We start from the raw sequence: 13524 nt of genomic DNA on the forward strand, positions 1-13524 counted from the left end.
GCGATTATTGATACTAGATGATGTTATATCGACAAACACCACGCAGGCTGAATCCTTGTTTACCGTATTTGTGAAATTTAACCACAAACATTGCCCATAATGATAACTTAGTCAAATTATCATGTGACGCGTAAACCGTTTATAACGCAAAAGCCATCAACATAGATTGATCTTGACTGGGTTTTTACCGAGTCAACGTCGAGACCAAAGGCGCCATGGTGATGCATACAGACACATCTTATTTGCATAATCGATTCGGTTAAAAAAAGCAGCCATCTGGCTGCTTCTACTTATTCTCTTACACTTTTTAGCGTCGCTTATTCTTGCCAATAAGGCGTGAGGCGTAAGCCTGTTTGACGGCTTTGCGTCATCGCATGAAAAAGTGATTCTTCTTTTCTCGCTAACCACTTTTCCGCTTGTTGCTTATCGTCGTCATCGTCAATCGCTGCAACTAAATCGCGTACTGGCTCAAGTAGCCGAAGTTCCTCTATACCTTGCAGTAAATCTAGCCAAGGCAGTCGGAACGCTTTACGGCGACTTTTATCAAAGAGTGACGCCAAGCAGGTCCCTAACACCAAGTTGCGTTGCAGACGTGGATACTGATCAAAATACTCATGCCTTGTCAGTGTCTTACTCTCGTCAAAGGCATCAAGGAGCTCATGCCAAGATTCAGGTAATGCCTTATCGGCCAGGGTTTGAATCGGTTGCGCTAATTTATCCGCTGCTTTTTCATCTAAAAACGGCTGCCAACCTTTCGAGAGAATCCAACGACTTAAATCAAGCAACAGATTGCAGTAGCGAGAGGTATGAAGTAACGCCACGATATCCTCGCGCTCCGGCAACTGAGTTTGCTCAGCTTTCAGCGTTTTGACCATCATTTTTCGGGCATTGAGTTTGCGCAGGTATTGGCCCTTATCTTCACACAAGCGTGCATTCGCCCACGCATCATCCAGCCAAGCGAGTTCGCCATCAAACCATTGCAACTCTTGACGCAATAATGTGCTCGCTCGTCTCGGCAACACGCTGCCGAATAGAACGAAGGCTTGGCGGATCAGTAATACCGCGTAGCGAATTTCCTGCAGCGCATCGAGCGATTCTCGCTCTATGTAGATTTGTTCGTGGTAATGCCAGTGGCTGAGCGCGTGCTCAAGAATTCGAATGAGCGCTTTCTCTTGCGTATCGTCGGCGCTCAGTTTGACGATAGACAGCGCTTTGACCGGATCGCCTTGATAGCCAGTGGCTAAGCGGTAGCCTCGCGCGGCTTTACTCAAATTTCCCAGTCGCAGTCCTCCCTCATCGGCAAGGTTGCGCGCCAATGAAAATAAGGCATCGGTTTGACCCGAAATAAGCTCTAACTCGACCTCAGAAATCACATCTTTATCACCGGCTTCGGTGGAGACTTCACCCTGATCGCTGGCTAACTCTATTTGACTCCCGTCGTCAGTGGCTAAGAGCCACTGTTGGCGGACAAAGTCGGTGGAAAAGAGCGGCTGAATCGACTGACTCAGTGCATCAATATTGACACTATCAGGCCATGCATCGACCGGGATCAAAGAAAGGTCGGGCTCAGGTCCATTAAGCTCAGCGTTGTATTCTGGGCGCTGATGCAGCCCAGCTACCACCCGGCCAGCGGTTTTGAGCGTTTGAATATAAACACCATCAAAACAACGCACACGCAAACCGATATCGTGTTCGCGTAGGGTAAAATCTGGCGTATCGAAGTAGATGTTGCCCAGCTCACGCTGGCTTTGCTGTAGCTGCTTTACACTGACAATCTTATCGCGGATGCGATGAGGAAAGTCAGAAGAGACAAAAAATTTGAGCTCTATCTCAGTGTCCATACGGGTACCTATAGCCAATTGCCTGACAAGGATATGAACAATTGATCTTGTCGGCAAGGACTATAACCACCAGTCTTGATCAAACGCACTGCGGCATAGATCACAAAAGCTGTTTCTTTAGCCAATGTTCTGCGCTACCATTCGCCGCTCCGATATACCATCGTTGAACGTTTAGCCTCCACTCTTTGCCCTTTGGGCGTGAGGCAACCAGGTAGATTACGGCTATGCCAGTCAATACAATTGTTGGGCTATTCGCAAAAAGCCCTATAAAACCTCTGCAACGCCACGTCAATCGTGTCAATGATTGCTGTGAGCTACTGATCCCGTTTTTCCATGCTTGCGAACAGCAAGATTGGGAAAAGGCGAATCAACTCCGTCACCAAATCTCTGAGATAGAGAAAGATGCTGACACCCTGAAGCGCAATATCCGACTCAAGTTGCCCCGCGGTTTGTTTATGCCCGTTGATCGAACGGACATGCTCGAGTTACTGACTCAGCAAGACAAATTGGCAAACTTATCCAAAGATATTGCCGGCCGAGTGATCGGCCGCCAGCTTCGTATGCCCCCAACAATGAATACCGCTTTCATTGCTTATGTACAACGGTGCCTAGATGCAGCCGCTCAAGCACGTCGGGTGATTAATGAGCTCGAAGAACTGCTTGAGACTGGATTTAAAGGACGCGAAGTCACCTTAGTGGCCGAAATGATTCATCAGTTGGATGTGATTGAAGATGATACTGACTCAATGCAAATCCAGCTTCGCCAGGCATTGATGGCGGTGGAACAGGAATACAATCCTGTCGACGTCATGTTCTTGTACAAAATCCTCGAGTGGGTCGGCGAAATTGCTGATCAAGCGCAACGTGTCGGTGCGCGCTTAGAGGTCATGCTTTCCCGTTCCTAACCGAGTGATGTAACAACAAGGTATTACAATGGAAATCCTGATGAATCACGGGACCATTCTTATTATGGTCGCCGCGGCTTTTGGTTTTTTAATGGCAATTGGTATTGGTGCCAATGATGTCGCCAACGCAATGGGCACGTCTGTGGGCTCTAAAGCGCTAACCATCAAGCAAGCCATTATTGTTGCCATGATTTTTGAATTTGCCGGCGCTTATTTAGCTGGCGGTGAAGTCACAGATACCATTAGAAAAGGTGTTATCGATACCAGTCTCTATGCCGATCAACCGTTAGAATTGGTCTTTGGCATGATGTCCGCTCTGCTCGCGGCGGGTACTTGGCTGCTCCTTGCCTCCTATATGGGCTGGCCAGTCTCCACCACCCATTCGATAATTGGCGCGATCATTGGCTTTGCTTGCCTATCGGTTGGCTCTGAGGCCGTCGATTGGCATACCGTCCAAGGTATCGTTGGCAGTTGGGTGATCACCCCCTTTATCTCCGGTCTTTTTGCCTACTTTATTTTTCTTAGCGCCCAGCGCCTCATTTTTGACACTGACCGCCCCGTACTCAATGCAAAACGTTTTGTCCCCATTTATATGTTCCTCACCGCGTTTATTATTGCGATGGTGACCATTAAAAAAGGGCTCAAGCATGTTGGCTTGCATTTGACCACGTTAGAGTCAGTCAGTGCGTCAATTGTCTTGTCTGCACTGGTGATGTTTTTTGGCGTGTATTACATCTCTAGAAAATATCGCGGCGATGAGAGCCAAGGTTTTCAAGGCGTTGAGCGGATATTCAGCTTACTCATGGTCGTCACGGCGTGTGCCATGGCCTTCGCGCATGGCTCAAACGACGTTGCCAATGCCATTGGTCCCCTTTCAGCGATTGTCGCGACCGTGCAAAACCTCGGTACTGTGGCAGAAAAAGCACACATTGCTTGGTGGATTCTTCCGATGGGCGGTGCCGGCATTGTCATCGGCCTTGCGACCTTGGGGCATCGTGTCATGGCGACCGTTGGCTCAGGAATAACAGAACTCACACCAAGCCGCGGATTTGCCGCGCAATTAGCCACCGCGAGCACAGTCGTTTTAGCCTCGGGAACAGGCTTACCGATTTCGACCACGCAAACATTAGTCGGTGGCGTTCTCGGCGTTGGATTTGCCAGAGGCATTGCCGCACTCAACCTCGGCGTGGTGCGCAATATTGTTGCCTCGTGGCTCATCACGCTTCCAGCAGGCGCTTTATTAGCTGTGATCTTTTACCAAGTAATGATCACCTTCTTTGCCTAACAGTCGGCAGCGATGTCAAATCACGGTTAAAAAAAGGGGGGCATGGCTCCCCTTTCTTTTTAGCCTATGGCACTATGCCTAGCAAAGCCGATGTGTCCCACACTGAATAATGCAAAGGACCCCAGACGTGAAACACCTGTATTCTGCTCTCATATTGCTATTCGTTCTCGTCACCGCGCCGCAAGCCATGGCGGAGAACTATATTTCTGATGAATTATTTACCTATATGCACTCTGGCCCTGGTACACAATATCGCATTATCGGCAGTGTTGATGCGGGCGATAAAATCACTGTACTCAAGCGCGACCAAAATGCGGGCTATTCGCAAATTGTCGATAGTCGCGGCCGTAAAGGCTGGGTGAAAAGTGACTTCGTCACTACTCAACCTGGCTTGAAAGAACGTGTACCTGCGCTTGAAGCCGAGCTCAAAAAAGTAAAAACAGCCTTATCGAGTGCACAGGATGATGCCAAAGCACAACAAAAAGGGTTGGTTGAGTCGCTTAAAAAGCGTAATGCGCAAATCGAGAAGCTAGAAACACACAGCAGCGAACTCAATAAAAAGCTGATTGATGCACAAAATGAAATTCGTGCTTTGCGTGCAAAAATTGATACGCAAAAAGATGACTTATTAATGCGCTGGTTCACCTACGGCGGCATGGTGGCCGGCGGCGGCTTACTGTTTGGCCTTGTGCTGCCACATCTTATCCCACGTAAAAAACGTCGCCGTGACGGCTGGGCATAATCAATCTCCGATAAATAGGCTGCGTTTGCAGCCTATTTTATTTAGATCGCCACGTTTATATCGTTTACGTTTTATCCCGCGTTTTTTCTATCCCGTCGTTGATAAGCAATCCCGTCGTTGATGAGCAACCCCATCTTTCGTTGGCTAGCTAACGATTAGCCATCCAACGATAACCATTATCAGCACACGGTGGGCGTGCTGCTACGCTATATGTATACTTCTATGAAGGTATGACTCAGCATCTTTGCTGTTTCTTCACTTTCTGCAACCAAGGAGCTTTGTGTGAAACACTATCTTGTCGGCGGCGCGGTACGCGATGCGTTGTTAAGTTTACCGGTCACGGACAAAGATTGGGTCGTGGTGGGCGCGACAGTGAAGCAAATGCAAGCCTCAGGCTATCAACAAGTTGGCCAAGACTTCCCAGTCTTTTTGCATCCAGAAACGCATGAAGAGTACGCATTAGCACGCACAGAGCGTAAATCGGGCCAAGGCTACACAGGTTTTGTGTGTGACTTTTCGCCAGATATCTCGTTAGAGGCCGATCTTCAGCGGCGTGATCTCACTATAAACGCCATTGCCCAAGATGAAGATGGCACCTTGATTGACCCTTATGGCGGTCAGCAAGATTTGCACAACCGGATGTTACGTCATGTCTCGCCCGCCTTTAGCGAAGATCCATTGCGGGTGCTACGTGTGGCACGATTTGCTGCCCGCTTTGCGCCTCTCGGCTTCACCATTGCCGACGATACATTGGCGCTGATGAAAACGATGGTCGCCAACGGCGAACTTGCCCACCTCACCCCAGAGCGAGTTTGGCGGGAGTGGGAGAAAGCGCTTGGCAGTGATCGTCCCGATGTGTTTCTTGCTGTGCTGCGCGATTGTGGTGCACTTGCGGTAGTAATTCCTGAAATCGACGCCCTGTACGGCGTGCCGAATCCTGCCAACTGGCACCCTGAGATCGATACCGGCATCCACACTGAAATGGTCAGCCGTTATGCCGCCTCGTTGACCGATGACAAATGCATTCGCTTTGCTGCACAAGTCCATGATCTCGGTAAAGCCCTCACCCCTTCCTCCATCTTGCCCGGCCATCGCGGCCATGGCGATCGTGGGCTGCCGGTGATAAAAGATCTGTGCGAGCGGCTTAAAATCCCCAATCAATGCAGAGATTTAGCCTTGGTAGTCAGTGCACATCACTCTAAGATCCATAAATGCGATCAACTCAGCCCCGAGCATTGGGTGGCATTATTTAATCAAATTGATGCGTGGCGAAAACCTGAACGGGTTGAGCAATTGGCCTTGGCATGTTTAGCCGATGTTCGTGGCCGCAAGGGACGTGAAAATTATCATTACCCGCAAGCCGATGCCTTACGTGAGCGCTTTGCCTGTGCCGAGAACGTCGATGTAAAGCCGATTGTCGACGCTGGCTTTAAAGGGGCAGCGATTCGTGATGAGCTTCATCGCCAACGTATTCAGGCGATTGCGGCATGCGCTGCGCCAAGCGATCAGCAAATCGCGGGCACACCCTATTAACGAAACTCACGCGACGTGACCGACAAGGTGGTGAGCTTAGGGGTAAGGTCAATCAACTTACCGGCAATTACATGCACCACCTCGCCCTGACGCTCGACAATGCCATGCACTTTCAACACCTTGGCTTGCATAAAAGCACGGGATTGCGCCCGTGCCGTCCCCGCCCAGACCACCACATTAATATTGCCGGTATCATCTTCCAAGGTGACAAAGGTTACACCACTGGCGGTACCTGGTGATTGCTTGCCCGTCACCACGCCCGCCACCGCGACCCAGCTTTGCGGCGCACACTGTGATAATTCAACGCCGCGGGTAAAACGGCCCAGCGTGCCGGCTTGCGCCATCAAACGAATAGGATGATCGGTGAGCGACAGCCCCATGGACGCATAATCTTCAATCACGTTCTGCCATTGGGAAGGCGAATGAGGCAAGACAACCTCATCGTCACTGGTGGCCAGTAGCGGCAGTTGCCGCTGCTGATCCATCAGTGCCCAGCGCGCCTGATAGCGATTGCCAGCCAGCGCCGCCAATGCGCCACTGCTGGCTAGGGCTTGATAGGCATCGCGGTCAAGGTTAATTTCTTGCAGTGCCGACAAAGACGCAAACCCCGACTCTGGACGATGGACCAGCAATCGGTCTATCGCCGCCGCACTCAACCCTTTGACTAATCGCAATCCCAGCCGCACGCCCCAGTGATCGTCGACCTTTTCTAAGCAATGATCCTCCCCCGAGTGTTGCACACAAACCGGCAACACGGGTACCTGATGGCGCGTGGCATCTTGCATCAGTTGTGACGGCGAGTAAAACCCCATCGGCTGGCTATTGAGCAAGGCGGTATAAAACGCGGCGGGATAATAATGCTTCAGCCACGCCGATACATAGGCCAAGACCGCAAACGACGCCGAGTGGCTTTCTGGGAAACCATAATCACCAAAACCACAGATTTGCCGGTAAAGCTGCTCGGCAAAGTCGACGCGATAGCCACGCGCGGTCATCCCAATAATCAATTTGTCGCGAAACGGCGCCAGTCCACCCTTTTTCTTCCATGCGGCCATCGCACGACGCAGCTGATCCGCTTCGCCACCAGAAAAACCGGCTGCCACCATCGCCAGTTTGATCACCTGCTCTTGAAAAATGGGCACTCCAAGCGTACGCGCCAGCACTTGCTCAACCGCTTTGGACGGGTAGCTCACCACTTCTTCCCCATCACGGCGCTTTAAATACGGATGCACCATGTCACCTTGAATCGGGCCGGGGCGGACAATGGCAATTTGGATCACCAAATCATAATAACAAGCCGGTTTGAGCCGCGGTAGCATACTCATTTGTGCCCGTGACTCAATTTGAAATACCCCTACGGTATCGGCGTTCTGAATGCGCGCAAACACCGCCGGATCATCGCCTTGTTGAGTGATCGCCGCCAAACTCAAGCGAGGGCCACCGGTTTGGGCAATCAAATCAAAGGTACGTCGAATCGCGGTGAGCATACCCAGCGCCAGTACGTCGACTTTCATCAGATGCAGTGTTTCCAGATCGTCTTTATCCCACTGGATCACCGTCCGCTCTGCCATCGCCGCATTTTCCACCGGCACCAACTCATACAAAGGCCCATCTGCAATCACAAAGCCACCGACATGCTGAGAAAGGTGGCGCGGAAAGCCGATCAATGTCTGGGTAAGCGACAGCCATTGTTGGCTTTTCGCGCTTTTAGGATCCAGGCCCAACTGTTGAAGTTGCTGCGTCCAAGGCTGAGTTTTATCGCGCCGATTGAGGTTTTGAATAAAAAAATCAATCTGGCTAGCGGGGATCGCCAACGCTTTGCCCACATCACGCAGTGCACTTTTAAGCCGATAACGGATCACGGTTGCCGCTAAGGCAGTCCGCTCACGGCCATATTTTTGATACAAATACTGGATCACTTCTTCACGGCGCTGGTGCTCAAAGTCGACATCAATATCCGGCGGCTCGTCGCGCTCTTTGCTAATAAAGCGCTCAAACAGCACATCGACTTTGCACGGATCCACCGCGGTGATCCCTAAGCAATAACACACCACCGAGTTCGCCGCCGAGCCGCGTCCTTGGTATAAGATCCCACGCGATTGAGCAAAGCGCACCAGATCGTAAATGGTCAAAAAGTAATACGGGTAATCGAGCGCCTCGATAAGCGCGAGCTCTTTTTCAATGATGGCTCCCACGTCACTGGGTACCCCCTTGGGGAAACGCTGCTGTGCGCCTTGCTTGACCGCGTCACGCAGATACGCCATCGCAGACTCGCCGGTTGGCACCACTTCTTTGGGGTAGCTGTATTTGAGGCTCGCCAAGGAGAACTGACACTGAGCGGCAATCTTGGCACTTTCCGCTAGCCACTCGGGTGGGAATAGAGTCTGTAACTTAGATAGCGGGCGTAAAGCCCGCTCTGCATTGGGCAATAAAGTCTGCCCCAATTCAGCCACAGGCTGACGATGCCAAATCGCGGTTAAAGTATGATGTAATGCTAGTCGCTCAGGGTGATGCATCTGCACATCACCACACGCTGTCACACAAAGTTGATACTGGCTTGCCAGCATGCGACAGTGCGCCAGATACGGATGATCGTGTTCTGCTAAATCGCGGCGCACAGCCAGGTACAAGCGCTCAGCATGATAACGCAGCAGCCACGTCGCCCAATGATGATCACTCTCCGCGCCACTGGGTAGCCATAGCACCAAGCCATGACGTATCGACATCAGATCCCACTCGCTCAGCTGGTAATCGCCTTTGTGACTGCGCCGCCGCGCATTGGTGATAATCCGACACAGCTCTTGGTAAGCCGCTTGGGTGGGACACAGTAGAACAACATCTAACGCGTGCAGACGAAAGCGACTGCCAATGATCAGCGAAAGCTGCGGATAATCACGCTGAGCTTGATACGCACGCACCACGCCTGCGACCGAGCATTCATCGGTGATCGCGAGCGCTTGATAGCCCAATGCCGCCGCTTGCGCCACCAGCTCTTCCGGGTGTGAGGCGCCCTCAAGAAAGGAGAAATTGCTGCAACATACCAGCTCGGCATACGTACTCATCGCTTCACCGTCTAACTAAACCAACCGTGTAAAAACCAAGTTTGCTCTGGCGTGCGAAATACCCATAGCCATTGTTGCTGAGCGTTTTGAGCAATAAAGTAATCGCGCTGGATAGGCGCATCTTCCCACCAGCCCGTGACAATCCGCTCCGGCCCTTCACGTAAGGTGACCTTACCCACCAGTGGCGTAGGCTGCGGCAATAATAAACTTGGACGCGGGCGCGTCGGCACCGACGTTGGCTGAGTAACGCGTTGATGATGCGGTAGGTGCTGACTCGCGGCCTCGGGACGGTGATGAACCACATACGCTAACCGCATGACCGCCTCCTCCCCTAATCGGGCCGCCAGAGTCGCAACCAACTCATCGCGGCTTTGATCACCTTGCTGCGGGCTAAACAGATCCACTTGGCCGGGTTGGTGGCAATCGATGTGCGTGGCAGCCACACTCACCGCCGTTACTGGCTGGCTTACTTGCCATGACGCCAGGCGTAAACGCACCAACGCCATCCAGCGATCGGGGTCTTTCTCACCATGCGCGGCCACCACGGAAAGGGTTTCTTCGCGATTATCACGCAAGCTAAACCCCAACGTCAGCGCAGGCGTGCAGGCACTACGCTGCTCAAGAAAGTGGCACAGTGCCGAGACGAGATTCTCGATAATGGGCAATAAATGGGCTTGCTCACTAAGCTCGAACAACAAGACCCGCTGCTGAAAAAATTGCAGCGGTGGCTGAAAATAACGCAGTGGCGTCGGCTTATCGCCACTCACTTCGGCAAGATAATCCACCACTGTGCGGGGAAAACGTCGCGTCAGCGAAGCGGTGGGCAAGGCGATAAGCTCACCTAACTGAGAGAGGCCTAGACGCGTGAACTGGGTTTTCACCGTGTCCGGTAAAGGCGCTGCGGCCAACGGCAATTGCTGCAACGCTGCCTGCAAATGTTCGGGGTCGGTGCTGATCTTGCCCGCGTGGCCATACGCCATAAGCTCGGCGGCACGTGGCGTTTGGCCCACACCAGCCTGATAACGGATGCCATTTTCAACCAATGTTTGAGTCACTGCCTGCCATAGAGGGGGAAACCCTTGATATAGCGCTAACATCGGTGACACGTGTAGCCATAAACCTTTAGGCGGATTAAGGCTGATTTCCGCGACCAACGGATAAAGCTGTGTGGCGATCTGCTCAAGGGCCGACTGCTCTTTTTTCGCGCAATAAGGATAGACCGCAAGCTGATGACAGTTAACTGCCGCCGCCCCTAATCCCATACCGGTATTCAGACCGTGTGTGTTAGCCGCCACAGAGAGCTGCACTAAACGGCCTTCTTGCTCGTTGACCAGCCCCACTGCCTGCTCAGGTGACGGCACATAGAGGCTATCTAACAACAAGCTCGGGCAATGCAGGTACAGCCACAGAGTCATCACGCTTGCTCCCGCTGTTGCCGTGAGGGAAAGGCGAGCAAATTATCTGCGCTGCTCGGCCAAGTCACCAAAGCGGACCATTGCTCGCGCCAATCGAGGGTAAACGGGGCCGGTGGCCATTGGCCGCGACAATAGCGCACCGTGACTGTCACGCCACACGCAGAAGGGGCCAGCGCCACACTTAAATCAACAGGCAAGCTCAATGAATACGATTGCTGACGGCGCAACAACACCACCGCACATTGACCATGTTCGCCCGCCAGTTTTAAGCGTTTTACTTGCCCAATCGTGATCGAAGATGGCCATAACACTACCGCCTGACACGCACCACTGCGCGCCGCTTGCTCGGCTGCCCACAGCGCATGTTGATCGCTATCGGGATACACTAGCAAGGTGTTTTCTGTTGGATAACCTTGCTGATGCAACATTGCCGCATTAATGCCGACCGGAGGACGGATCCAGGCGATCTCTTTACCGGTGGCGCGATACAGCGCAGGCAATACTAACCGCAGCTCACCAACGCCAAAATCACTGATGATATCCGTAACCCCTGGCGTAGGGATCCCACCCAGACGCTGATCAAACGCAGCATAACCGGTCGCTTGCTTATCGGGTAACTCAGCCATTAGCGGACGCTGACTAGCACGCCATAGGCCGTGTTGTTGGGCTAATTGTTCGAGCGTTTTCATCATTAAAATACCTGTATATATATACAGTATATTTAACTTTCGTCGCGCTGCAAGAGAAAGAAAAAGAAAAAACCAGTGCACGCTCTATAACCGGTTGATAAAAAAACGCCCCCTAAAAAGGAGCCGACTTTCTTGGTGGGATGTCGTGTCTGATAAGGTATAACGCGCTAAGGGGATTACATCGCTGAAATAGGCGTCTTCACCGATTGAGACGAGGCGAGCATTACTTGGTTACGTCCTCGGTGCTTAGCGCGATACATCAACACATCTGCCGCATGAATCAAAGCATCAAGCTCTAACGCGTCCATATCATCGGTAACATCACTGGCAATGATTGCACCGATACTGACCGTTACCCGTATCTCAGCACCGTCAAACTCAAACACACTATCCGCCACATCACAGCGAATATGGTTCGCTATTTCAATCAAGGCATCTAAATTTGGCGTTGGACAGAGTACACAGAACTCTTCGCCTCCCAGACGTGCTGCAGCGCCTTTTTTGACTAATCGCTTTAGGTAGCTGGCAAGGTGTACCAACACTTTATCGCCTTGCATATGCCCGTAGGTATCGTTGACTTGTTTGAAATGGTCAAGATCAATCAGGATCAATCCCATTTCTTGCTGACGGCTAAGTTTGGGCTTTTGACGTGAAAAGTAAGCGTCTAAACCACGACGGTTTAACAGCTGCGTTAAAGGATCCGTATTAGCAAACTCTCGCAGACGTGAATTGGCTTGGCGCAGCGCAACAGTCCGCTTATACACCATACGCTTTAGAATAAAAATATAGGTCACCGCGCCTAATAACACCGCAAGAGCGACACTCGGGATAAGCCAAGTGGGATAGGCTTCGACGCGTTCGGTATTAATCCATTTTTGTTTAATACGCAGTAGCTCTTGTGCGGGGATGTTATCAATGCCGGCACGTACCTCGTTCAGTAGTGCTTGATTACCTTTGGGTACCGCCGCATAAATCGGACGCGTATACAGCACTTGATCGGCAACAAACGCCAGCGGCTTACCTTGCGTCAAAAAATAAAAGTTTGCGGTTTGGCTATCGGCAACGAGTGCACTGATTTCGCCATCGAGCGCGGCACTAAATAACGTTTCATTACGCCGAAAGCGTCTTTGCTTCACATTAGGATAATGTTCAGCTAAAAACCAAGATTCGTAGCTGCCAGCCACCACGCCAACCACTTTGTCTGCGGCTAATGGATCTTTACTAACTTGTCCCGCCTGATTTTGCACATATAAAGACCCATTCGTATTGAAGATAGGCGCCACATAATCCAAATAGGCTTCACGTTCGGGAGACTTGAGTAACCCCGCGTGAACGCGATTGCCTCCCTCTTTCATATACGAAAGGGAGTCAGCCCAGTCGAGCAGCATAAACTGAATCGATTCGTGATTGTATTTAGCGTAAGCCTGCCAAAAATCAATCAATAAGCCTTTGGGTTGGCCATTACCCGGTATGTAGCTGTAGGGTTTCCATTCAGACGAATGCGCAACGACTAGTATGTCTTTTTTTTCTGACAGATACGCGTCGTCAGCCCATGCAAACGTACTTGCATACGTGCAGGCTATAAGCAGCATCCCTGTCAAAAACCGTAAAATACGCGCAAACATTGTTAGGCAGCCCATGAAAAGAGTCTTGATGGTAGATAAATTCTTACAGAACGCAAAAGACTTAATAAAAAAGCATGATCCAGTTCAAATTGGAAGCCAGATCACACCATATAATGTCAAGTTAGACATTAACGGTATAGAAACTAATCAAAAAGGAATACGTCGTATGGTAAAGGAGCGCGCGTCAACAGAAAGCGTAATCAATACAAAAATATCTTACCCCCTCATTAACCTGTCATGCTGTTGTAATGATTTAAATCGGTAGTTGTGGTAAATTTACGCGCCCAAATGGAGAAAGGGGCTTGGATATTCAGATCGCGTGCTTTAAGTCTTCTAATCGATAGCGGCTTTATTGCCCGTGATCAACATAGATCACCGCAGACCATCTATACTCACAGGCGATAAACAGTGATGTTACCCCAGCTAT

The 13524-nt window shown here is 51.1% G+C and carries 9 protein-coding genes; 4 read left to right on the top strand and 5 right to left on the bottom strand.

All coding sequences use genetic code 11. The features are described from left to right. Window positions 1-317: 317 nt before the first annotated feature. The gene (locus tag BZG78_RS04490) at window positions 318-1841 is read right to left on the bottom strand and encodes an inorganic triphosphatase (protein ID WP_077459936.1); all 1524 of its coding nucleotides are present in this window, start codon (window positions 1839-1841) and stop codon (window positions 318-320) included. Window positions 1842-2065: 224 nt separating this feature from the next. Here BZG78_RS04490 and BZG78_RS04495 point away from each other — a divergent pair, with 224 nt between their 5' ends. The 4 genes from BZG78_RS04495 to BZG78_RS04510 all read left to right on the top strand — a co-directional run bounded on the left by BZG78_RS04495 (window position 2066) and on the right by BZG78_RS04510 (window position 6306). After that, window positions 2066-2746 (top strand): TIGR00153 family protein, encoded by a 681-nt coding sequence (locus BZG78_RS04495; RefSeq protein ID WP_077660493.1) that lies wholly within the window; start codon window positions 2066-2068, stop codon window positions 2744-2746. A 28-nt stretch (window positions 2747-2774) separates the two neighbouring features. Further along, window positions 2775-4031 carry an inorganic phosphate transporter gene (locus BZG78_RS04500; RefSeq protein ID WP_077576469.1) on the top strand — a complete coding sequence of 419 codons (1257 nt, stop codon included), beginning with the start codon at window positions 2775-2777 and terminating at the stop codon, window positions 4029-4031. Between the two features lie 127 nt (window positions 4032-4158). Beyond that, window positions 4159-4773 carry a TIGR04211 family SH3 domain-containing protein gene (locus tag BZG78_RS04505; RefSeq protein ID WP_077576470.1) on the top strand — a complete coding sequence of 205 codons (615 nt, stop codon included), beginning with the start codon at window positions 4159-4161 and terminating at the stop codon, window positions 4771-4773. Between the two features lie 282 nt (window positions 4774-5055). Continuing rightward, a complete protein-coding gene (locus BZG78_RS04510) occupies window positions 5056-6306 on the top strand; it encodes a multifunctional CCA addition/repair protein (RefSeq protein WP_077660494.1) in 1251 nt (416 codons plus the stop codon). Here BZG78_RS04510 and BZG78_RS04515 read toward each other — a convergent pair. From BZG78_RS04515 to BZG78_RS04530, 4 genes are all read right to left on the bottom strand, one after another. Then, window positions 6303-9368: an error-prone DNA polymerase gene (locus BZG78_RS04515; RefSeq protein WP_077660495.1), complete on the bottom strand. Its 3066-nt coding sequence runs from the start codon at window positions 9366-9368 to the stop codon at window positions 6303-6305. The genes BZG78_RS04510 and BZG78_RS04515 overlap by 4 nt on opposite strands. An 11-nt stretch (window positions 9369-9379) precedes the next feature. Beyond that, a complete protein-coding gene (locus tag BZG78_RS04520; RefSeq protein ID WP_077660496.1) occupies window positions 9380-10783 on the bottom strand; it encodes a DNA polymerase Y family protein in 1404 nt (467 codons plus the stop codon). Further along, window positions 10783-11475 (bottom strand): translesion DNA synthesis-associated protein ImuA, encoded by a 693-nt coding sequence (gene imuA / locus BZG78_RS04525; protein WP_077660497.1) that lies wholly within the window; start codon window positions 11473-11475, stop codon window positions 10783-10785. Before imuA ends, BZG78_RS04520 begins: the two co-directional genes overlap by 1 nt. A 173-nt stretch (window positions 11476-11648) precedes the next feature. Beyond that, window positions 11649-13097 carry a sensor domain-containing diguanylate cyclase gene (locus tag BZG78_RS04530; RefSeq protein WP_199877161.1) on the bottom strand — a complete coding sequence of 483 codons (1449 nt, stop codon included), beginning with the start codon at window positions 13095-13097 and terminating at the stop codon, window positions 11649-11651. Between the last annotated feature and the right edge of the window lie 427 nt (window positions 13098-13524).

Source organism: Salinivibrio sp. MA351 (assembly GCF_001996065.1).
GTDB lineage: Bacteria > Pseudomonadota > Gammaproteobacteria > Enterobacterales > Vibrionaceae > Salinivibrio > Salinivibrio costicola.